The organism is Candidatus Poriferisodalis sp., assembly GCF_965208925.1.
Lineage (GTDB): Bacteria > Actinomycetota > Acidimicrobiia > Acidimicrobiales > Poriferisodalaceae > Poriferisodalis.
The window spans coordinates 2,315,128-2,335,748 of record NZ_OZ242364.1 but is presented as its reverse complement, the minus strand read 5'-3'; the positions used below and the strand labels follow the sequence as shown (position 1 = coordinate 2,335,748).

General features: G+C 69.0%; 22 protein-coding genes and 1 pseudogene. 8 read left to right on the top strand and 15 right to left on the bottom strand.

The window, feature by feature from the left end:
• Positions 1–33 precede the first annotated feature (33 nt).
• The 13 genes from efp to ACOGI5_RS10255 form a co-directional block, all read right to left on the bottom strand.
• Positions 34–600, bottom strand: a complete 567-nt coding sequence (gene efp, locus ACOGI5_RS10315) for an elongation factor P (RefSeq protein WP_419864334.1) — start codon at positions 598–600, stop codon at positions 34–36.
• 81 nt (positions 601–681) lie between these two features.
• A complete protein-coding gene (locus ACOGI5_RS10310) occupies positions 682–1,170 on the bottom strand; it encodes a type II 3-dehydroquinate dehydratase (protein ID WP_419864333.1) in 489 nt (162 codons plus the stop codon).
• Between the two features lie 17 nt (positions 1,171–1,187).
• On the bottom strand, positions 1,188–2,273 hold the full coding sequence (locus tag ACOGI5_RS10305) for a 3-dehydroquinate synthase family protein (RefSeq protein ID WP_419864332.1): 1,086 nt from the start codon (positions 2,271–2,273) through the stop codon (positions 1,188–1,190).
• Between the two features lie 102 nt (positions 2,274–2,375).
• Positions 2,376–3,065, bottom strand: coding sequence for a hypothetical protein (locus ACOGI5_RS10300; RefSeq protein ID WP_419864331.1), 690 nt, complete (start codon positions 3,063–3,065; stop codon positions 2,376–2,378).
• 54 nt (positions 3,066–3,119) lie between these two features.
• Positions 3,120–3,980, bottom strand: a complete 861-nt coding sequence (gene aroE / locus ACOGI5_RS10295) for a shikimate dehydrogenase (protein ID WP_419864330.1) — start codon at positions 3,978–3,980, stop codon at positions 3,120–3,122.
• Between the two features lie 87 nt (positions 3,981–4,067).
• Positions 4,068–5,486, bottom strand: a complete 1,419-nt coding sequence (mltG, locus tag ACOGI5_RS10290; protein WP_419864329.1) for an endolytic transglycosylase MltG — start codon at positions 5,484–5,486, stop codon at positions 4,068–4,070.
• The gene (gene ruvX, locus ACOGI5_RS10285; RefSeq protein ID WP_419864328.1) at positions 5,479–5,916 is read right to left on the bottom strand and encodes a Holliday junction resolvase RuvX; all 438 of its coding nucleotides are present in this window, start codon (positions 5,914–5,916) and stop codon (positions 5,479–5,481) included. Before ruvX ends, mltG begins: the two co-directional genes overlap by 8 nt.
• The gene (gene alaS, locus ACOGI5_RS10280) at positions 5,913–8,549 is read right to left on the bottom strand and encodes an alanine--tRNA ligase (RefSeq protein ID WP_419864327.1); all 2,637 of its coding nucleotides are present in this window, start codon (positions 8,547–8,549) and stop codon (positions 5,913–5,915) included. The genes ruvX and alaS overlap by 4 nt, the downstream gene beginning before the upstream one ends.
• Before the next feature lie 72 nt (positions 8,550–8,621).
• The gene (locus ACOGI5_RS10275) at positions 8,622–8,924 is read right to left on the bottom strand and encodes a hypothetical protein (protein WP_419864326.1); all 303 of its coding nucleotides are present in this window, start codon (positions 8,922–8,924) and stop codon (positions 8,622–8,624) included.
• 1 nt (position 8,925) lies between these two features.
• The gene (locus ACOGI5_RS10270) at positions 8,926–9,330 is read right to left on the bottom strand and encodes a hypothetical protein (protein ID WP_419864325.1); all 405 of its coding nucleotides are present in this window, start codon (positions 9,328–9,330) and stop codon (positions 8,926–8,928) included.
• On the bottom strand, positions 9,327–11,153 hold the full coding sequence (gene aspS, locus ACOGI5_RS10265) for an aspartate--tRNA ligase (RefSeq protein ID WP_419864324.1): 1,827 nt from the start codon (positions 11,151–11,153) through the stop codon (positions 9,327–9,329). The genes ACOGI5_RS10270 and aspS overlap by 4 nt, the downstream gene beginning before the upstream one ends.
• A complete protein-coding gene (hisS, locus tag ACOGI5_RS10260; RefSeq protein ID WP_419864323.1) occupies positions 11,153–12,505 on the bottom strand; it encodes a histidine--tRNA ligase in 1,353 nt (450 codons plus the stop codon). Before hisS ends, aspS begins: the two co-directional genes overlap by 1 nt.
• A gap of 52 nt (positions 12,506–12,557) precedes the next feature.
• A complete protein-coding gene (locus tag ACOGI5_RS10255; RefSeq protein ID WP_419864322.1) occupies positions 12,558–14,843 on the bottom strand; it encodes a RelA/SpoT family protein in 2,286 nt (761 codons plus the stop codon).
• 162 nt (positions 14,844–15,005) lie between these two features.
• On the opposite strand from ACOGI5_RS10255, the gene ACOGI5_RS10250 reads away from it, so the two are divergent.
• From ACOGI5_RS10250 to ACOGI5_RS10215, 8 genes and pseudogenes are all read left to right on the top strand, one after another.
• Entirely contained in the window at positions 15,006–15,275 is a 270-nt protein-coding gene (locus tag ACOGI5_RS10250) for a type II toxin-antitoxin system Phd/YefM family antitoxin (RefSeq protein ID WP_419864321.1), read from the top strand.
• 1 nt (position 15,276) lies between these two features.
• A pseudogene (locus ACOGI5_RS10245) lies at positions 15,277–15,435 on the top strand (type II toxin-antitoxin system RelE family toxin); the annotation flags it as partial.
• 31 nt (positions 15,436–15,466) lie between these two features.
• Positions 15,467–15,742 carry a DUF1778 domain-containing protein gene (locus ACOGI5_RS10240; protein ID WP_419864320.1) on the top strand — a complete coding sequence of 92 codons (276 nt, stop codon included), beginning with the start codon at positions 15,467–15,469 and terminating at the stop codon, positions 15,740–15,742.
• Entirely contained in the window at positions 15,739–16,227 is a 489-nt protein-coding gene (locus ACOGI5_RS10235; RefSeq protein ID WP_419864319.1) for a GNAT family N-acetyltransferase, read from the top strand. The genes ACOGI5_RS10240 and ACOGI5_RS10235 overlap by 4 nt, the downstream gene beginning before the upstream one ends.
• Before the next feature lie 101 nt (positions 16,228–16,328).
• On the top strand, positions 16,329–16,736 hold the full coding sequence (locus tag ACOGI5_RS10230) for a type II toxin-antitoxin system prevent-host-death family antitoxin (protein ID WP_419864318.1): 408 nt from the start codon (positions 16,329–16,331) through the stop codon (positions 16,734–16,736).
• Positions 16,733–17,158: a cytotoxic translational repressor of toxin-antitoxin stability system gene (locus ACOGI5_RS10225; protein WP_419864317.1), complete on the top strand. Its 426-nt coding sequence runs from the start codon at positions 16,733–16,735 to the stop codon at positions 17,156–17,158. The genes ACOGI5_RS10230 and ACOGI5_RS10225 overlap by 4 nt, the downstream gene beginning before the upstream one ends.
• Positions 17,159–17,389: 231 nt before the next feature.
• Positions 17,390–17,599 (top strand): type II toxin-antitoxin system CcdA family antitoxin, encoded by a 210-nt coding sequence (locus ACOGI5_RS10220; protein ID WP_419864316.1) that lies wholly within the window; start codon positions 17,390–17,392, stop codon positions 17,597–17,599.
• Complete coding sequence (locus ACOGI5_RS10215; RefSeq protein ID WP_419864315.1) at positions 17,596–17,904, top strand: type II toxin-antitoxin system PemK/MazF family toxin; 309 nt, start codon at positions 17,596–17,598, stop codon at positions 17,902–17,904. Before ACOGI5_RS10220 ends, ACOGI5_RS10215 begins: the two co-directional genes overlap by 4 nt.
• Before the next feature lie 53 nt (positions 17,905–17,957).
• Here the strand turns inward: ACOGI5_RS10215 and secF are convergent, their stop codons facing one another.
• Together secF and secD are read right to left on the bottom strand one after the other, a co-directional pair.
• Positions 17,958–19,109: a protein translocase subunit SecF gene (gene secF / locus ACOGI5_RS10210; RefSeq protein ID WP_419864314.1), complete on the bottom strand. Its 1,152-nt coding sequence runs from the start codon at positions 19,107–19,109 to the stop codon at positions 17,958–17,960.
• Entirely contained in the window at positions 19,106–20,587 is a 1,482-nt protein-coding gene (gene secD / locus ACOGI5_RS10205) for a protein translocase subunit SecD (protein ID WP_419864313.1), read from the bottom strand. The genes secF and secD overlap by 4 nt, the downstream gene beginning before the upstream one ends.
• Between the last annotated feature and the right edge of the window lie 34 nt (positions 20,588–20,621).

Sequence of the window (20,621 nt, the reverse complement as noted above, 5' to 3'; positions counted from 1 at the left end):
AAGCTCCGAGCATGTCGCGGCAGCCCGAAGGCCTCAGCCGCGGGCCCGCTCGATGTAGTCGCCGCTGCGGGTGTCCACCTTCAGCCGCTCACCGGTCTCGATGAACAGCGGCACCTGCACCACCAGCCCGGTGGACATCGTGGCCGGCTTGCGCGCACCCGACACCCGGTCGCCCTGCACGCCGGGATCGGTATCGGCCACCTCCAGCACCACCGATGCGGGCAGCTCCACGCCCAGCACCTCGTCGCCGTGACGCACCACCGTTGCCGTCTCGCCCTCCACCAGGAAGCTCGTGGCGCTGCCCGCCGCCGCCCGACTGACCGGGAGCTGCTCGTAGCTGTCGGTGTCCATGAACACCAGCGAGTCGCCGTCGGCGTACAGGTACTGCATGTCGCGCTGGTCGATGACCGCGCGCTCCATCCGCTCGCCCGCCCGGAACGTGCGCTCGAGCGTGGCACCGGTGCGGACGTTCTTCAGCGTGGTGCGCACGAACGCGCCGCCCTTGCCCGGCTTGACGTGCTGGAACTCGGTGAGCTGGAACAGCCCTTCGGCGAGGTCGAGCGTCATGCCGTTGCGGAAGTCGGCGGTGGAGATGGCCATGTCAGCGCCTCGAGGTCAGCCTGGGTGCGTGCAGATTCGCAGCGGGACGGTACAAGCACCACCCGCCGTCACGACAGGGCGTCACGATGGCCGGTCGGCTTCATCGCCGGCATCGGGGTCATCGGCAGCGGCGAGCGCCGCATCGATAGCCAGTGCGACCGCCCGCGGGTAGCCGGCGCCGCCCTCCCCCGCCACCCGGGCAGTCGCCAGCGGCTCCACCACCGAGGTGTGCCGCCACGGCTCGCGCTCGCGTGGCTCCGACAGGTGCAGCTCCACGATCGGGCCCTCGAACGCGGCCAGCGCGTCGTGCAGCGACCAGCCGTAGTGGGTGAGCGCACCAGGGTTCACCACGATGGCCTCTACCCGGCCGATGCCTGCGTGAATGGCGTCGACGAGATCGCCCTCGTGGTTGCTCTGGCGGTGCTCGAGGTCCCAGCCGCGCTCGGTGGCGGCTCGGCGGGCGGCGCGCACGTGATCGAGCAGCGTGTCGGTGCCGTAGATCTCGGGCTGGCGGGTGCCGAGCAGGTTCAGGTTCGGGCCCGACAGCAGCAGCATGACGTGGCGAGACATGCAGCGACTCCTCCCGCTCACATCCGCTCGAGCGCGCTGCGCAGCACGCCGGGGTCGATGCCGGGCACTGCTTCGAGGCCATCGGGGCCGTCGAGGACGAAAGTGATGCCGCCGGCAGCCTTCTTGTCTCGGCCGAACAGCTCGATGATCTCGTCGTGGTCGATGCCGTGGGGCAGGCTCGCGTCGAGTCCATAGGCGTCGAGCACTCGCTCGTGCTCGGCCACACGATCGTCGTCGATGCGTCCGAGCAGGCGAGCGACCATGGCCGCGTACCGCAGCCCGATGGCCACCGCCTCGCCATGGCGCAGGTCGAACCGTCCGGCGATCTCGAGCGCGTGCCCCAGCGTGTGCCCGTAGTTCAGCAACGCCCGGCGACCGCTCTCGGTTTCGTCGGAAGCCACCACTTCGGCCTTGATGGCGACGCACGCCGCCACCAGTTCTGCCCCTTCGAGCGAGCTGAGCGGTTCGCCGCCGTCCAGGCGCTGAGCGAGCGACCGGTGGGAACCGATGAGACGCGCGGCCCGCGGTGAGCAGCCGATGAAGTGGTACTTGGCCAGCTCGCCGTAGCCGGCACGCAGCTCACGCTCGGGCAGCGTGTCGAGCACCTCGGTATCGCACAGCACTGCCGCGGGCTGCCAGAAAGCCCCGACGAGGTTCTTGCCCTCGGCCAGGTTCACACCTGTCTTGCCGCCCACAGCGGCGTCGATCTGGCCCAGCAGCGTGGTGGGGATATGTACCACCGCGACGCCCCGGTGGTACACCGCCGCTGCGAAGCCGGCCACGTCGGTGACGACGCCTCCCCCGACACCCACCACGACGTCACGGCGGGTGAGGCCGAAGCGAGTGAACGCGCTGCACAGCTCGCCCACGGTGGACAGCTCCTTGGCCCGCTCACCGTCGGGAATCTCGAAAGTCTCACATCCGATGCCTGGATCCACGTCGACGTCGATACCCGGCTGGGTGACCACCGCGGCACGCTGCGCGCCGGCAGTCAGCTTGGATTCGCGCAGGACCGAGGCGAGCTCGTGGCGCGCGCCGGCGCCGACCAGCACGGGGTACGAGCGGTCGCCCAGCGGAACATCGACGCGGAGAGTGCCCGACATCGCCTGCGAGGGTACCGATGCATCCCGGCTGGCTCTCTGCGGGAACGACGATGCGCGCAGCGGATGCCTGCCGGGAAGCGAGCGGTATGGGCGAGGACGGCTTCACGCGGCAAGGCCCGGCGGCATGAACCACCAGGCGGCGACGAGCGCGCCGGCGACCAGCGACGGTCCGAGGGCGAACCGGTGGTCGGCGCTCCGGCCCAACGCGACCACACCGAAAGCACCGAGGGCTGCGGCGATGGCGAAGCCTGCGAGCAGGCCGGCCCACACGGCGGAGAGCCCGCCGAGCCCCAGATGCAAGCCGAGGTAGCCGCCGAGCCGCACGTCGCCATAGCCGAGCCCGCCCCGGGCGGCGCGCCAGATGACGTGCATCACCCCCCAGCCGAGGGCTGCTCCGACGGCTGCCGCGGCCGCCGCGCTCGCCAACCCTGCGAAGCCGCCGTCGAGCACCGCGGCCGTACACACCAACGGGACCGCGACGGCGGCGCAGGCACGCAGCAGCCGGGTAGGGATCAGGTGGGTGCGCAGGTCGACCGCGGAGATCATCACGCCGGCCCAGCCGAATGCGAGCAGCGGTGCGAGGTAGGGGTGGGCGCCGATCCGCAGCGCAAGCATCGCGCCCGTCGCTGTGCACGCCGCCATCGTCAACGCCGGCTGCAGGCTGACCGCGAAACAGCGCCGGGCGCATCGGGTGGCAGCCGCACCGGCAGCAACGCCACCCAGCGCGGCCGCCAGCAGGGCCAACACGCCCGCGTCGAGGGCGGTTGCCGTGCTCGGTGCTGCAGAGATCACGCCGTTGGCCCTCCGGTCGCCGGCAGCCGCAGAAGGCTGCGCTGGGCCGGGGAGCTACCCGGCGATGTCCAGGCCGACGGCTGCCCCCATCGCCCTCGTGGGTGCATCGCGGCCGGTCCACATCTTGAACTGCTCGGCAGCCTGGAACAAGAGCATTCCCGTGCCGTTCAGGGTCTGCGCCCCCGCTTCGTCGGCGATTTCGAGAATCGGCGTCACCGCGGGCGTGTAGATGAGATCCACCACGAGCTGCCCGCCGTGCAGCAGTTCCGGTTCGACCGGCAATGGATCGCTCCCGTGCATGCCGAGCGGCGTGGCATTCACGACCAGGTCGGCGTCTCGCACCGCGCCGGGAGCGCCGACCATCACCGACATGGAGCTGCCGACACCGGCCGCCAACGCAGCCGTCTTGCCGAGTTCCGCAGCCCGCATGGCCGGCTCGATGGAGCGGTTCACAATCGTGACCGAGGTGCCCTCGCTCACCAGCGCCACCACCACGGCGCGCGCCGCGCCGCCAGCACCCAGCACCACCGCGTGCTTGCCAACGGGCTCGACGCCCGCTTGGCTGCGCAGCGAGTTCACGAAGCCCACGCCGTCGGTGTTCTCGCCGATCAGCCGGTCACCGCTGCGGCGCACGCAGTTGACAGCTCCCAGCATGGCTGCGGCAGGAGACAGCTCGTCGCAGGCGTCAGCCACCTCCGCCTTGAGGGGCATCGTCACCGACAGGCCGTCGATGCCCAGGGCGCGCATCGCGGCGACGGCAGCCGCGCCGCCGCCGGCCGGCACCTCGAGCGCGACATATGTCCAGTCCAGGCCCAAGTGGGCGAAGCCTGCGTTGTGCAGTGCCGGGCTCAACGAGTGCCGTACCGGGTCGCCGATGACTCCCGCGAGGCGCGTGGTGCCGCTCGGCCGCATCATGGCCACATTCTCGTCGTTGAGCGCCGACGGGTGCGCGATCCCGCGGCCTGCAGCCTCTGAGCCACGCTGCCCTCAGCCGCGCTGCCCTCAGCCGCATAGGCCCAGTTCTTGGCACACCGCTTTGTCGCGCTGGAATTCCTCGTCGGTCTCGGAGAACGACAGCGTGCCGTCAGGAGAGGTGAGCACGAAGTACATCCAGGGCCCGTCGGTCGGATTCAGTGCGGCCTCGAGCGAGGCGCGGCCCGGGGTGGCAATCGGCGTGGGCGGCAGTCCCACGAGCACCCGGGTGTTGTACGGCGAGTTGACCGCCAGCAGCTCTGCGGTCAGCTCGCTCTCGCCCACCACGTAGACGACCGTGGCATCGAGGCCGAGCGACCAGCCCCGCGCCAGCCGGTTGTAGATCACCCGCGCCACCTTGGCCCGGTCCTCGGGCCGCTGGGCCTCCCGCTCGATCATGCTCGCCACGATCAGCGCCTCGTACGGCGTCAGGCCCACACGCCGGGGGGCATCGTCGTAGCCCAGTTCGGTCAGCACCGCATCGAGCCGGTCGACCATCAGCGCGACCAGCTGCTCGGCACTCGTCTGGGAGTCGAAGAAATAGGTATCGGCGAAGAGCTGTCCCTCGGCCGGTTCGATGACGCCGTCGGGCAGCACGCGAGGCACTGGCGCAACCAGCGAGAGCACCGGCCTCTCGCGGATGGCCTCACCGAAGTCCCTGCCGCTGAAGCTCAGGCCCTCCACCTCGTCCAGCAGCGCGGCCATCTGCGCCACCGTCAGGCCTTCGGGAATGGTGAGCGATTGCTGGGCGGCTTGGGCAACCCGGCTCGGCCCCGCCTCGAGCACCGCCAGGGTCTCCCAGACGGACGAGTTGGATTGGAACGTGTACTCGCCGGCCTGAAACGCCGGGCCGCCCTTGAACCTCACATACCACTCGTAGGCCCGCGAACTGGGGACCACACCGTGATCGCCGAGCAGGTCGGAGATGCTCGCTGTGCTCGATCCGGGCGGCAGCGTCAGCACGATCTCGCCGGTGGGATCGCCGGGAGGATCGAGCTGCTCGGACACCCAGCGGTAGCCGCGGCTGCCCGCCATCCAGGCGATGACGCCGAGCACCACGAGAAACAGCAACGCGCCCGGCGTGCCCAAGCCGCGTCGCGTGCTCACCACCTCGAAGTCGACGCCTCGGCGGCCTCCGACCGGCGGCGAGCTCTGCGCACCGGCCCCAGGCACTGATGGCGACACGGAGGCTCCCGGCGGCAGCGCACGTTGGGCGTCCGTGGCCGGCGCGGCCGAACCGTGATCGCCGCCGATCTCCGTACTCGCTGCGAGACCCGGCTCGGCTCGGGGAGATTCGCCGTCGGATGCCAGCCCCACGAGGCCAGCGAGCCGGTCTGCCAGCCGCCGCACGGCCGATGGCGCTCTCACGGCAGTCGCACGGCCGGCGTTGCCGGACGCGTGGCGCACCTCGCGGCCGTCGCGGGGAGCGTCGGTGCTGTCGTCAGTCACGTGCGTCGAGCCACGACTGCAGGATGACCGCAGCAGCCACCTTGTCGATGACCTTGCGGCGAGCGGGGCCCCGCATGCCTTGTTCGGAAAGGATGCGCTCCGCGCTCACAGTCGTGTAGCGCTCGTCGTGCAAGACCACCGGCACGTCGAGCGCCGCCGCTATCTCGCCGGCCTCGGCTCGCACGCCCACCGCAGCCGGTCCTTCGCTGCCGTCGAGCGAGGTCGGCAGGCCGATGACGACCACCTCCGCACCCACGTCAGCGACCATACCTGCGAGCGCTTCGTGGTCTCGGGCACGCTCGCCGCTGCGTTCGAGGACTTCGTAGGGCACGGCCACTGCAGCGTCGGCCGGCGCCACGGCCACGCCGATACGCACCGAGCCCAGATCCACGCCGACAGCCCGCATCATCGGGCCCGGCGCCCCGCTCACTCCCCGAGTGCTGCCGCTCTGGCCTGGGCCAGGGCGTCACCGATGCCGTCGGGGTTGCGGCCGCCGGCCACGACCAGCGGCGGGTCGCCCTTGGCACCGAAACCGCCGCCGACCGTCCGGGCTGCGTCGCGTAACAGGTCGCCCGCAGACAGGCTGCCGTCGGGATCCACCGCTGCGACCAGCGCCACTCCCCCGGCTGCCGGCGCCGAGGCCAGCACCACAGCTCGGATGCCGTCGCGGTCGCGCACCGACACTGCCAGGTCGCGCAATGAGTCCCGCTCGAGGTCGCCGAGGTCGGCGACGACGACGCCGCTGTCGGCCCCGGCCGCCAACTCATCGGCGCGTGACGCCGCCATCGAACGCTGCAGATCGCGTACCTGGCGGCGGAGCTCGCGTGTCTCGTCCAGCCGTCGCTGCACCGCGGCGGCGAGCTCGTCGGGCTGTGCGTTCAGCATCTCGGCCAGCGAGTCCAGCGTGTCTTCAGCGTCAGCGAGCCGATCGACGGTCGCGAGGCCGGTGACCGCCTCGATGCGCCGCATGTTCGAGCCGATGCTCGCTTCCGAGACGATGCGCAGGTGCCCGATGTCGCCGAGGGCCGCCACGTGGGTGCCGCCGCACAGTTCCACCGAGTGCTCGCCCGCTTCGAGCACCCGCACTACGTCGCCGTACTTGTCGCCGAAGAAGGCGATGGCGCCGATGGCCTGTGCGTGGCTCATCGAAGTCTCATAGTGGCGGCAGCGGCCATTGGCGATGATCTCGGCGTTCGCAACGCGCTCGATCTCGCGCAGATGGTCGCGGCTGACACCCTCGTAGTGGCTGAAGTCGAAACGCAAGCGGTCGGGCGCCACCAGCGAGCCCGCCTGCTTGACGTGGTCGCCCAGCACCTCCCGCAGCGCCCAGTGCAAGACGTGGGTGCCCGTGTGGTTGCGCCGGATCGCCGCCCGACGCCCGTCGTCTATCTCGGCGCTGACCAGCGAACCGACCTCGACACCGTCGCCCACGACGCTCCCGACGTGACGGTGCAGGTCGGCGAGCGCGTACGTGCAGTCGAGCACCTCGATGCTGCCGTCGGGACCGGTGATGGTGCCGATGTCGCCGATCTGCCCGCCGCTCTCGGCGTAGAACGGCGTGCGATCGAGGAACACCTCGACCAGATCGCCGCCCGGACCGTCGTCGTCCTGCGGCAGGTCGAACACGGCGAGCACCCGGGCGTCTGCCACCGTCGGTGCATCCCGCACGAAGTCCGTGGGCCCGAACTGCGCCAGGATCTCCCGGTAGCGCTCGTCCGCGAACGTCGGGCCGCCGGCCCGGCCAGCGCGTGCTCGCTCTCGCTGGCGTTCCATAGCGGCCTCGAAGCCGTTGCGGTCGAGGCTCAGACCGCGTTCGGTGAGGATCTCTTCGGTCACCTCCACCGGGAACCCGTGCGTGTCGTGAAGCAGGAAGGCGACCTCGCCGTCGAGCACCATGTTGCTCGAGTCGGCTGATTCGTCGTCTGGATCCGTCGGGCCCAGATCTGCCGTGGCTTCGTCCAGGATCTTCTGGCCCGCAGCGAGAGTGGTCCGGAAACGTTCCTCCTCGCGGGCCACCACGTCGGCAATGAACTGGCGGTTCTTGACCAGGTCGGTGTAGTGATCGCCCATCACGTCCACCACGATCTCGACCAGTCGCGGCATCACGACATCGGTGACACCGAGCACCCAGGCATGGCGCACAGCACGTCGGATGATGCGCCGCAGCACGTAGCCGCGGTCCTCATTGGAGGGGAACACGCCGTCGGAGATGAGCATCGCTGTCGTGCGGGCGTGGTCGGCGAAGATGCGCATCGAGACATCGGTCTCGGGATCGGTGCCGTAGGTCTTGCCGCAGATGCGCTCGGCTTCGGCCAGCAGCGGCGCGAACAGGTCGATGTCCCACGCGGCCGGAACGCCTTGGAGCACCGCCAGGATCCGCTCGAGGCCGGCGCCCGTGTCGATGCCGGGGGCTTCCAGCGGTGTCATCTCGCCGGTGCCGTCGGCCGCGAACTGCATGAACACCAGGTTCCATATCTCGACGAAGCGGTCCTCGCCGCCGTGCGCAGGGCCGCCGCCGTCGCCGAGCTCGGGCCCGAGGTCGTAGAAGATCTCGCTGCAGGGCCCACACGGTCCGACGTCTCCGGCGGCCCACCAGTTGTCCTTGTCGAGGCGCTGGATGCGCTCGGGCGGGACGCCGACGGAGGTCTGCCAGATCTCGGCGGCCTCGTCGTCGCTGACGTGCACCGTCACCCACAGCTTGTCCCGCTCGAGTCCGAGCACCTCGGTGACGAACTCCCAGGCCCAAGGGATGGCTTCGGCCTTGAAGTAGTCGCCGAAGCTGAAGTTGCCCATCATCTCGAAGAACGTGAAGTGACGGTTCGTGCGGCCGATGTCATCGAGGTCGTTGTGCTTGCCGCCCGCCCGGACGCACTTCTGGATGGTGACCATGCGGCGCGTCGGCGGCACCTCCTCACCGAGGAAGTAGGGCATGAACGGCACCATGCCCGCCACCGTGAACAGCAGCGACGGCTCGTGCGGGATCAGGCTCGCGGAAGCGCGGACCTCATGACCTCGTTCCGCCCAGAACGAGTTGAACGCTTCACGCAGTTCGCCGGCGCGCATCGGAGCAAGGATAGCTATGGCCGCTTCGCGGCCTCCGGGGGCGCTGTGTCGCCGAGCGGTCTCTATGACCGCCTAGGCGGCTTCGCGGCGGTGGCGGCGTTCGGCCCAGCGACGGTCCCGCTCGTCGCGCAGACGCTGCTCGGCGTCCTCCATCTGCCGCTTGCCGTCCTCCCACGCCGCGTCAATGCGCTTGCGACCGTCCTGCCAAGCGGTCTTGAGGTCGCGACGCACTTGGCGGGCAGTGCCGAGCGCCGTCGCCGTGCCGCGAACCGGTGCATATCGGTCGAGGAGGTGACGCAACCGCCGCTGCACCCACAGCGAGGCACCAGCACCCAGTCCGGCACCCAGCGTCAGCCATCGCAACCGTTTCAGCATCTCAGCGCCCTGTTTCCTCGCTGCCTGCGGCAGTGCCTTGGCTGCCTGCAGACGTCTCGCTCTCCGTGCCACCGAACTTGCCGCGCAGGGCTTCGGCTGCTGCCCTCACCTTGTCGACCGGCACACCGGCAATCCTCGCGGCGCCAGCCCCGGCGGATTCGGCCAGCCCGGCGACCTTCTGCGCGATGTTCAGCAGGTCCCGCAGCCGGCCGATCTCGGTCTGAGCCATCTCAGCGGTATCAGCCAGCTGGCTCAGCGCCGGCCCGACCTTGGAGTCGAAGTCCTCCAGCTTGCGCCGGAACTCCCGCATCAATGCGAAGGCCTGGGTCAGCACGGCGATCAGGGCCACCAACGCGACCACCACGCAGACTGTCACCACCACGGCGGCCAGATCGCTGCTGCTCACGAATCGACCTCTTCGTCCGAGGCGATGACAGCCAAGCCCAACTCTTCCAGCTGGTCGGCTGAAATGCGGCTCGGGGCATTGGTGAGCGGGTCGGCGCCGGACTGGCTCTTGGGGAACGCGATGACCTCGCGGATGTTCTCCTCGCCGCACAGCAGCGCTGCTAGCCGATCGATGCCGAACGCAAAGCCGGCGTGCGGCGGAGCGCCGAACCGGAACGCATCCAGCAGGAACCCGAATCGCTCCTGCGCTGCAGCCGGGTCGATGCCCAGCAGATCGAAGACCTGCTGCTGGATGTCGCCCCGATGTATCCGGACGCTGCCCGAGCCCAGCTCCCAGCCGTTCAGCACGAGGTCGTACGCCTGCGAGCGCACGCCCAGCAAGGTCTCAGCATCGAAGCCGCCGCCAGATGCCATGCGCGCCGATGCCGCGGCGACAATGTCCAGATCGTCGGCATGGGGCATCGTGAACGGGTGGTGCGCCGGGATCGGGAGGCCATCTGCACTGACGTCCTCGAAGAGCGGAAAGTCGACCACCCACAGGAAGTGCAGGCCGCCCTCGTTCACCGGTGGGCGGCCCAGCTCCAGCCGCAGCAGGCCGAGCACCCCGCTGGCCCTGCGCCAGGTGTCGGCCACCAGGTAGCACATGTCCCCCGCCTCGGCGCCCAGGCGCTCCAGCACGCCGTCGATCTCGGCATCTGACATGAACTTGGCGACCGGAGAGATGACGGCCAGCCGGCCACCGGCCGCGCTGCGGGCGCCGTCGGCCAGCGGCTCGCCAGCGCCGACTCGCATCCACACGAGGCCCTTGGCGCCCCAGCGCTGGCACTGCTTGGTGAGATCGTCGACTGCGTTGCGGCTGATGTCGCCGCCGCCGGGCACCCGGATGCCCCGAACCGCAGGCGCCTTGAACGCGTTGAAGCCGGTCTCCGCGAACAGGTCGGTGAGCTCGACGAGCTCGAGCCCGAAGCGCAGGTCGGGCTTGTCCGACCCGTAGCGGTCGATCGCCTCGTGCCAGCTGATCTCGGGCATCGCTGCAGGGCGCGCTCCGGTGATCTCGGAAGCGGCTTCGGCGACCGCCTCGCTGATCACGGCCCGCACCTCGGCGCCGCTGGCGAAGCTCATCTCGAGGTCGAGCTGGGTGAACTCGAACTGCCGATCGGCCCGCAGGTCTTCGTCGCGCAGGCAGCGGGCGATCTGGTAATAGCGGTCGATGCCGCCCACCATGCAGAGCTGCTTGAACAGCTGCGGGCTCTGCGGCAGCGCGTAGAAGCGCCCCTGATGCAGGCGGCTCGGCACCACGAAATCGCGGGCGCCCTCAGGCGTCGATGCCACCAGCGTCGGCGTCTCGACCTCGATGAACTCAGCCGCCTCCATCGAGCGGCGGATCGCTGCGTTCACCCGTGCCCGATTGACCAGGTTCGAGTGCATGCGGGGGTTCCGCAGGTCGAGGTAGCGATGGCGGATGCGGAGCATCTCGTCGACCTCGGTGCGGCCGTCGATCTGGAATGGCGGCGGCTCGGAGCGCGACAGCACCTCAACCGTCGCATCGCCGATCTCGATCTCGCCGGTGGCCAAGTCGGGATTGGCTGTGTCTTCTGGACGTACGCGAACTGTGCCGGTCACCGACAGCACGTACTCCGAACGCAGATCGTGAGCGTGGTCCACGACGCACTGCACGATGCCGGTGCGGTCGCGCAGGTCGACGAAGGCCAGGTGCTCGCCGTGCTCGCGGCGCCGGGAGACCCAGCCGCAGACGGTGACTTCGCGGCCGATGTCGGCACGGCTCAGCCGCCCGCAGTAGTCGGTTCGCATCGCTGTGCCCATCACGTCCCACCTTCCGCATTGAGCTCGTCGAAGATGCGCCGCAGCGCGCCCAGCAGCTCGGCACGCGGCACGGTCTGCTGCGCAATGTCAGCCTCGCCGCCGTCAGGGCGTCGGAGCGGCCGAACCGTGACGGTGCCGGCGTCGACTTCGTCGCTGCCCACGATGAGCGCTATCTCGGCACCGGAGCGGTCAGCAGCGCGCATCTGCGCCCGCATCGACCGGTCGTCGAATGCTCGGTCTGCCCGGATGCCCACCGAGCGAAGCTCGTGCGTGAGATCGCGTGCCGCAGCGCCTCCCGCCGTGTCGATCACCCACACCTCGGCCCGCTGCGCCGGAACATCGAAGACGCCTTCGGCATCGCAGGCCAGCAGCAGCCGCTCGATGCCCAGGGCAAAGCCGATGCCAGGCGTCGGCGGACCGCCGAGCGCCTCCACGAGCCCGTTGTAGCGACCGCCGCCGCAGATCGTGTCCTGGGCGGCGTCGAGGCTGGCGGCTCGGAACTCGAACGTGGTGCGGGTGTAGTAGTCGAGCCCCCGTACGAGCTTGTGCTCGACGTCGTGCTCGATCCCGAGTGCATCCAGCCCTTCGCGCACCCGCTCGAAGTGGGCTGCCGTGGCTGCCGACAGATGGTCGATGATCCGGGGGGCTTCCGCGGCTACTGCCGCCGTGGCCGCACGCTTGGAATCCAGGATGCGCAGCGGGTGGTGCTCGATCTTGTCCTGATCCTGCGGGTCCACGTCGCCGATGCGACGCTGCAGGTAGGTGCTCAGTGCCTCGCCGTAGGCAGCGCGGGTGTCGGCGTCGCCCATCGAGTTCACCAGCAGCGGTACCCGCTGCAGCCCGATTGCGCGGAAGAACTCGGTGGCGAGGGCGATGATCTCCACATCGGCATCAGGGTCGTCGGTGCCGAGCGTTTCCGCCCCGATCTGGTGGAACTGGCGGTAGCGGCCGGCCTGGGGCGCCTCGTAGCGGAAGAACGGCCCCTGATACCAGACCTTCCACGGCGTGGTGGGGCGGTGCTGGGCGAATGCGCGGCAGACCGACGCTGTGCACTCGGGCCGCAGCGCCAGATGGCGGTCGCTGCGGTCGAAGAACTCGTACATCTCCTTGCCGACCACGTCGGTGCCCTCGCCGATGCGCGCAAACACGCCGATGTCCTCGAAGATCGGCGTCTGCAGATAGCCGAAGCCGGCACGGTCGGCTGCGGCGATGAAGGCTCCCAGCAACGCCACCCAGCGGCTCGATTCGGGCGGCGCGAGATCGTGCGTCCCGATCGGCGTACGGAACGACTTCGGGGCCGCCGCATCGCCGCCGTCGGCAGGGCGCGCGGGCGTCGAAGGCGTACCGGACATGACCAGCGCAGGCTACGGCCCTGCCGTCGCCAGTCCTAGCTGTCCCAGTACGTCAGTATTCGGTGCGGGCGAGGCCTTCGAGCGTGCGGTAGGCGTCGAACACGCCGGGCACCTCGCGCAGGGCAGCCAGCAGCTGATCCAGCAGGATGGGGTCGCCCACCTCCACCTCGAACTGCATCACCGCTACCTGGTCGTCGCCGACGAAGGTGTCGCAGCTCGCGATCGACAGGTCGTGGCGGCCCGACACCACCTGCACCACGTCGAGCAGCAGGCGGTTGCGGTCGAGCCCGCGCACCTCCAGCGCAGCGGCGAACTCGCCCGCCCAGCTCTCGTCCCATTCCACCTCGACCTGACGAGCCCCCGACGCCGTAGCCAGCTCGGCCGCGTTGGCACAGTCGGCGCGATGCACCGAGATGCCGCGCCCGCTGGTCGAGAAGCCCAGGATCTCGTCGCCGCGCACCGGGCTGCAGCAACGGGCCAGGCGCACCAGCGCGTCGTCGTGGCCGTCGACGTGCACGCCGGCGGAACGGCGGCGGCGCGAGCCCCGCTGCCGGGCGGGCCGGGCCGGCAGCTGCACGCCGTCGCCCTCGCCTCGCAGGTGGCTGACGAGCCGCTTGGCCACCGAATGGGGTCGCACGTCTCCCTTGCCGACCGCTTCGAAGAGCTGGTCGAGATCGGCGCGGCTGAACTGCTCCGCTACCGCACGCATCTCATCGCCGTCGATCAGCAGCGACGCTTTGAGCCCCTCGGAGCGCAGCTCGTCCGAGATCGCCTCTCGCCCGGCCGCCTCCCACTCGGACCGGTCCGAACGGGCAAACCAGCGCCGGATGCTGTATCGGGCCCTCGGTGTGACGGCGATCTCCAGCCAGTCGCGCGACGGCCGCGTGCCGGGATCGTCGGAGGTGAACGCTTCCACCGTGTCGCCGGAGCGCAGCTGCCGGTCGAGCGGCACGAGCCGGCCGTCGATCTTGGCGCCGATGAGCGTGTCGCCGATGTCGGTGTGAATGGCGTACGCGAAGTCAATGGGCGTGGCGCCGGTCGGCAGCGTCACCACGTCGCCGTTGGGTGTGAACACGTACACCTCCCCGTGACCGAGGTCGCTAGCGATCGTGCGCATGAACTCGGCCGGGTCGTCGGACTCGGCCTGCCACTCGACCAGCCGGCTCAGCCACGGCATGTCTTCCTCGACGGATGCGCTGCCTTGGCGCTGCGCTTTGCTGCTCTTGCTGCTGCTCTTGTTGCCGTTGCCGTCGCGCTCGGCCTTGTAGCGCCAGTGGGCCGCCACGCCGTACTCGGCACGCTGGTGCATCTCGTCGGTGCGGATCTGTACTTCCACGGCCGTGCCCGACGGGCCGACCACCGTGGTGTGCAGCGACTGGTACAGGTTGAACTTGGGCATCGCGATGTAGTCCTTGAACCGGCCCGTCACCGGTTTCCAGGTCGCGTGTATGGAGCCCAGCGCCGCATACGCGTCGCGGATCGTCGGCACCACCACCCGGATGCCCACCAGGTCGAAGATCTCGTCGAATGAGCGGTTCTTGATGACCATCTTCTCGTAGACGCTCCAGTGGTGCTTCTTGCGCCCGGTCACCGTGGCCTCGATCTTCATCCGGGAGAGCTGCTCGCGGACCTCCTCCAGCACCTGGTCGACGTAGCGCTCCTGCTCGGGAGTGCGCTCGGCCAGCATGCGGTCGATCTCGGCGTAGCGCTTCGGGTACAGCGCCGCGAAGGCCAGGTCCTCCAGCTCGTCGCGCACCTGCTGCATGCCCAGCCGATTCGCGAGCGGGGCGTAGATGTCGAGCGTCTCGCGGGCCACGTCGGCCTGCTTCGCGGCACCGAGCGCCCCGATCGTGCGCATGTTGTGCAGCCGGTCAGACAGCTTGATCATCAGGACGCGGGGATCGTTGGCGATCGCCACGAGCATCTTGCGCAGCGTGGCGGCCTGCTGTGCCTGCTTGGAGGCGAAGCGGACCCGGTCGAGCTTGGTGACCCCGTCCACGATGGCCGCTACCTCGGGGCCGAAGTCGTCGGACAGCGCGACCAGCTCCACGCTGGTGTCCTCCACGGCATCGTGCAGCAGCGCTGCGGCAATCGAGGTGTCGTCGAGACCGAGGTCGGCGACCACGCCTGCCACGGCGACCGGATGGGTGATGTAGGCCTCGCCGGTCTTGCGGCGCTGGCCCTCGTGCGCCTGCGCGGCCGCTTCGTACGCCCGGATGACCAGCTCGGGCGACCGCTTCGGCCAGCGCTGGCGGTAGCGCTCGACCACCGGCGAGATGTCGGCCGCGACCGTGTTCGCGATGCGCCGCCACGGCAGCACGCGCGACACCGCAGGCATGGTCCTAGCCAAGCTTCTCGCAGCGGCGTCCGGCCGGCGCGCAGCCAAACACAGGAAGACTCACACTCTCATTCTGCCGTGCGGCGCCGGCGGTCAGGGTCTTCGGCTCGGCGGCCGGAACTGTGTGCACGATCTCCATCAGTCCGTGGCACAATTGTGGCCATGTCCACTGAATCGCTGCGTACCGTGAGGGATCAATTCTCTGACTTCGTGGAGCGTGTGCACAGCCAGCACGAGCGAGTCGTCATCACTCGCAACGGATCGCCTGCGGCGGTGCTCATGAGCCCTCAGGATCTTGAATCGCTGGAGGAGACGCTCGCGATCCTGACCGACAGCGAGGCACTGCGCGAACTCGCGGCAGCCCAGCACGCCATCGCCGCAGGAGATGTCGTGCGCGGGGTGGAGGCGGTCCGGGCGCTCCGCAACGGATGAGCACAGCGCCCGACGAGGCACCTACCGCGTCATCTACCGGATCGACGACGCACGCCGGAACGTCGAAGTCCTGCGAGTGTCTCATCGCAACGACGCCACTCGCCACGGGTCGCGGCAGCGCACGTCCATGAGCGGCAAGCGACGCCAAGAAATCATCTGAAATGTACGTCGATCTGGCGTACAATCGGCGCATGAGCACCAAGACCGAACGGTGGACGCTGCGGGTAACGCCAATGCAGGACGCGATCGTCCGTCAAGCGCTGCGTGCAACCGGGAAGTCGCTCAATGAGTACGTCGTGAACTGCGCGATTGCTTCCGCAGCCGACGATCTGGCCGACCGCCGCGTTTTCGCGCTGTCATCCGACGAGTGGGATCAGCTCAGAGCCATCTTGGACCAGCCGGCCCGGCACAAGCCCAGGCTCGAAACCCTGCTCGCCGAGCCATCGGTGCTTGAACGCCAGCAGTGAGCGCCTTCCGCGGACCAGAACTCTTCTCGAATTCACATGACATCGAGGCATTCGACTGCGGCGACGAAGCGCTGAACAACTGGCTTCGTCGCCGGGCTGCTCACAATCAGCGCGAGGGTTCCAGCCGAACCTGGGTCGTCGTGCACGCGGATCAAGTGGTGGCGTACTACGCATCGAGCACTGCAGTCGTTGCCCGCTCGGAGGCGACCCGTCGAGCCGCACGCAACCAGCCCGACCCCCTCCCCGCGATGCTGCTCGGCCGCCTCGCCGTCGATCTCCGACATCAAGGCGCAGGACTCGCCGCCGCGCTGTTGAAGCACTTCTTGCAGACCGCTCTCGAGGTAGCCGAGCTCACGGGGCTACGCCTCGTCCTGGTGCATGCGAAGGACGAGCAGGCGAGCAGCTTCTACCGACACTTCGGATTCGAGTCGTCCCCCATTGACGATCTCACGCTGATGCTGCGCATCAAGGACATCCGAAGCTGACGCAAACCTACCTCGAGCGCAACGCACGCGAAGTACGTGAAGTACGTAAAGTACGTGAATCGTGTAGTGTGTCAGGTGCGTGCCAGTCAGGGAGCATCGCTATGGCCTTTCTCTCCTATACCGACACCCGCAACCGGCTTAAGGAGGTGCTCGACACGGCTGACCGGGGCGTGCCGGTGGGCGTCGAGCGCCATGGCCGCCGCGCTGTCGTAATGGACATGGCGCTGCTGTACGAGCTCTTGGCCGCGTCGCCGCGGCTGCGTCGACCGGAGGCCATTGCCGAAGGTGACGGGTGGTCGGTGTTCCTGCCTGGCACCCCGGTCGCTGCCGACGGAGCCGATCTCGACGAGGCGACCGAGGAGTTCGTCGTGGCCCTGCGAGAGTACGCCGAGGACTGGGTCGAGCGGTTGCGACTCGCTCCCAACCACGCGCAGCACTGGCCGCTCGTGCACTTCGTATCGCTGAGTTCGGACGCCGACCTGACCGGATGGGTCCGGGGCGGCGAGTGAGTTTCCCCGCAGCAACCCGCGACGACCATCGCCGCTTCTGCGAGTCCGAAGGCTGGCAGCTCGTACGGTCGGCCACCGGCAGTCGCAGCACGCACCACGAGACCTATGAGCTGGACTTGCCGGACGGAGACGTGCTGAGGACCCGCATCTCGCGCCCGCCAGACCGAACGGTCTATGGCAGCGGGATCTGGTCGCACATCCTGCGTGATCAGCTCCGAGTGAGCCAGCGGGAGTTCTGGCGCTGCGTGAACGATGGCATCCTGCCTCGGCGAGGCCAGCCTGCCGCGCCAGAGCACTCGATCCCCACTGAAGTGCTGTACCTGCTCAAGCAACGAGTCGGCCTGTCGGACGACCAGCTCGCAGGCATGACCGCTGAAGCGGCAATCGAGCGATTGCAGCAGTACTGGACGACCGGCCAGTAGAGCGCTAGCGGCGGCGGCCCAGCCGGGCTCGTAGCCCTTCAGCCACGCAACGGTGGGCATCGCCACGAAGATCGATCTGTACGAACCGACGAGGCCCTGTGCCCGGGGGAAACTCACCGCCGCCGCATCCACATCGAGGCGAAGCTAGGGAGCGGCATAGCGCTCACAGGTGCCGTGAGCTAGCAGCATTTTCCAGCAATATTATATAGCAGTATCTGCTAGCATCAAGTGATGGCGTCGACCCGAGCAACCTTCACTCTCGATGCCGAATTGGCCCGCTCTGCGCGTCGCCTCGGCATCAACGTGTCCGCCGCAGCGCGACGAGGTCTCGAAGCGGCCGTCGAACGGGCGATGGCCGATGCCGATCGGGCTGCGTACATGGCCCAACCGGAGCAACCAGACGAATTCTGGGACGACGCAGAAGCCTGGAGCGAAGCGTGAACCGTGGCGACGTGTGGTGGGCCGAAGTCGGTGGCAAACGACGGCCCGTGCTCGTGCTCACGCGCCCCGGGGTCATCGATGTCCGCCGACTGGTCACGGTTGCAGAGATCACCACCGCCATCCGAGGACTTGCAGTCGAAGTCGCCATCGGTGCCGACGAGGCCGATCTGCCCCAAGAGTCCGTCGTCAACTGCGACGGACTGCATACGATTCGACGCTCATCGCTCGTTGATCGTGCCGGTCATCTCCACGCGTCCACCATGCGCGACATATGCGGCGCCATCGGCTACGCACTCGCCTGCTGACGCCCCGCGCCACGCACAAGTGCACACGCTCACGCTGTTGAGCCAGCAGGGCGCTAGCGGCGGCGGCCCTTCTTTCGGGGGCGGGGCGGGGCGCTGCGGGTGTAGCTCTCGGCGGCGAGCGCCTGTGTGGCAGCCTCCATCGAGTCGTGACGGCCGGCGGCGTCGGCCGCTGCCTGCGCGGCGGCCCAGCCGGGCTCGTAGCCCTTCAGCCACGCCACCGTGGGCATAGCCACGAAGATCGAGCTGTATGAGCCCACGAGCAGGCCGATCATCAGCGCGGTCGCGAACTCCGCCAGGGTGCCTGCACCCAGGAACCCGGCGCCCACCACCAGCAGCGACAGCACCGGCAGCACCGACGTAATCGAAGTGTTCACCGACCGCGTCAGCACCTGGTTGAGCGACACGTTCGCGAGCGCGTGGTACGTGAAGTGGCTGCGCGCCGGCAATGAGCGCTCGTTGGACTTCACGCGGTCGAACACGACGATCGTGTCGTACAGCGAATAGCCCATGATCGTGAGGAAGGCCACCACCGTCGCCGGCGTCACCTCGAACCCGAACAGCGCGTAGGCACCGACGGTCAGCACGATGTCGTGCCCCACCGCAATCAGCGCACCCACCGACATCTTCCACTCGAAACGGAACCACAGGTAGAGCGCGATCAGTACGAAGAACACCACCAGCGCCCGGCGCGCCTTGCCGGCGACCTCATCGCCGAACGACGGGCTGACCTGCCGTGACGACAGGCTCTCCACATCGACGCCGACAGCATCGGCCAGCGCCCCGGCAACCGCTGCGCTGTCCGCATCGGGCGCCAGCACGCCGCGCACCCGGAAGATGTCGGGCGCGCCGGTCACCACCACGAACTGCACGCGCGCATCGGGCACGCCGGCCGCCGCGGCCGCAGAGGCCACATCGTCGGTGGTCACGCCGCCGCCGACTGTTTCATCAGTTGTCAGGCTGTCGCCTGCCGTGTCGCCGGACCCGGCCCCCACCTCACCCGGTTCGGCGCCCTGAGACTCTTCCGGCACCGGTATCTCCCACACCGAGCCGCCTTCGAACTCGATGCCGAGATTCAGGCCTCGCACCAGCAACGCCACCACGCAGACGAGCACCGCAATGGCTGAGCCGATGAGCACCTTGCGCGACAGGCGCAGGATGTCCCAGGCATTCTCGCCTCGATAGAAGGTGCGCAACGCTGCGATCACGACGTGCCTCCTGCCGGTTCTGCGCCGCCCGCTGACACTGGCGCCGGGACGACATCGCCGTCGGCTGCCCGCAGCACGCCCAGACGCCGGGGTTCCTCGTTCACCAGCCGGCGGGCAATGAACACCACCAGCGGCCGCATGAAGAAGTACGAGACTGCCAGGTCGATCAGTGTTGCCAGCCCCAGATACAGAGCGAAGCCGCGGACAGTGCCGCTCGTGAGCTGGTACAGCACGCCCGCGCCGATGAGCGATGCCAGATCGGCCCACACGATGGTCATGAAGGCGCCCTTGAAGCTGGCGTCGGCGGCCGAACGCACTGCCCGGCCGCGGCGCACCTCTTCCTTGATCCGCTCGTAATAGACGATGTTCGAGTCGACCTGGACGCCGATCGACACGATGATGCCGGTGGTGCCGGCCAGCGTCAGCGCCAGGCCCCGGCTCTCGCCGAGCCAGCTGATGAGCGACCACAGGACCGACCCGCTGATGGCCAGGCTGGCCACCGCCACGATGCCGAGCAGCCGGTAATAGACCAGCATGTACAGGCCCACGAGGATCAGCCCGACGATGCCGGCGATCACGCCCGCACGCAGCGTTCCCTCGCCGAGGGTCGCCGACACAGTGCGCACATCGTCCTGCTCGAACTCCACGGGCAGCGCACCGAAGCGCAGTGCGACGGCGAGGTCGCGCGCCCCGTCTTCGTCGAACGTGCCCGAGATGACCGCTGTGCCCCCGAACTCGGTCGCGCGGATGACCGGGGCAGACTCGACGACGCCGTCGAGCACGATCGCGACCTGCTGCCCGAAGTAGCGGGCTGCGATCGCATCGAAGCCGACAGCGCCGTCGTCGGTGAGGTCGACGTTGACGACCCACTCGTTGTTGAACGTCGCTGCAGCCTCGGCGACCGCCTCGCCGGTGAGTTCGGCCGGGCCGAGCACGTATCCCACCGGCTCACCACGGCCCGGCAGCACCACGGCCTGATCGGCAATGTCGTCCTCGGGCAGCGTGAAGTTCGGGAACGCTGCGGGATCGACTGCCTCGGCTTCGGCAGCAGCATCGTCCTCTGGTTCAATCGCGCCGTTGTAGGCATCGGCGAGATCCAGCGCGGAGCCGAACTCGGCCTCGTCGAAGGGGTTGAACGTCAGCAGCACGGGCCGGAACCGCAGCTCCGCTGTTTGCCCCACCAAGTCGACGGCGCGCTGCTTGTCCTTGACTCCAGGGAGCTGCACCACGACCTGCTCGCCTTGACGCGTGATGTCGGGCTCGGCGACGCCGAGCGCATCGACACGCGACCGGATGATCTCGATCGCACGATCCAGCTGCTCATCGTCGGCCGGGGCGGTGGGCCGCAGCAGCACCTCCACGCCGCCCTGCAGCTGCACGCCCAGCACCGGTGCCCAGCCCGCCGCCAGCACGCCAGCCAGCGAGCCGAACCCGATCAGGATCGCGAGAAGGAGCGAGACGATCTGCGAGCGGCGCACGTCAGACCAATGCGCCGATGCCTGCGCGACGCGC

Excerpts from the sequence above, each read along its gene's own strand:
- ACOGI5_RS10255 (WP_419864322.1), bottom strand. The coding sequence starts at position 14,843 with ATGCCTGCGGTGTCGCGCGTGCTGCCGTGGCGGCGCATCGCGAACACG.
- ACOGI5_RS10250 (WP_419864321.1), top strand. The coding sequence starts at position 15,006 with ATGTCCACTGAATCGCTGCGTACCGTGAGGGATCAATTCTCTGACTTC.
- efp (WP_419864334.1), bottom strand. The coding sequence starts at position 600 with ATGGCCATCTCCACCGCCGACTTCCGCAACGGCATGACGCTCGACCTC.
- ACOGI5_RS10230 (WP_419864318.1), top strand. The coding sequence starts at position 16,329 with ATGGCCTTTCTCTCCTATACCGACACCCGCAACCGGCTTAAGGAGGTG.
- ACOGI5_RS10305 (WP_419864332.1), bottom strand. The coding sequence starts at position 2,273 with ATGTCGGGCACTCTCCGCGTCGATGTTCCGCTGGGCGACCGCTCGTAC.
- aspS (WP_419864324.1), bottom strand. The coding sequence starts at position 11,153 with ATGGGCACAGCGATGCGAACCGACTACTGCGGGCGGCTGAGCCGTGCC.
- hisS (WP_419864323.1), bottom strand. The coding sequence starts at position 12,505 with ATGTCCGGTACGCCTTCGACGCCCGCGCGCCCTGCCGACGGCGGCGAT.
- alaS (WP_419864327.1), bottom strand. The coding sequence starts at position 8,549 with ATGCGCGCCGGCGAACTGCGTGAAGCGTTCAACTCGTTCTGGGCGGAA.
- aroE (WP_419864330.1), bottom strand. The coding sequence starts at position 3,980 with ATGATGCGGCCGAGCGGCACCACGCGCCTCGCGGGAGTCATCGGCGAC.
- ACOGI5_RS10220 (WP_419864316.1), top strand. The coding sequence starts at position 17,390 with ATGGCGTCGACCCGAGCAACCTTCACTCTCGATGCCGAATTGGCCCGC.
- ACOGI5_RS10240 (WP_419864320.1), top strand. The coding sequence starts at position 15,467 with ATGAGCACCAAGACCGAACGGTGGACGCTGCGGGTAACGCCAATGCAG.
- ACOGI5_RS10310 (WP_419864333.1), bottom strand. The coding sequence starts at position 1,170 with ATGTCTCGCCACGTCATGCTGCTGCTGTCGGGCCCGAACCTGAACCTG.
- ACOGI5_RS10275 (WP_419864326.1), bottom strand. The coding sequence starts at position 8,924 with ATGCTGAAACGGTTGCGATGGCTGACGCTGGGTGCCGGACTGGGTGCT.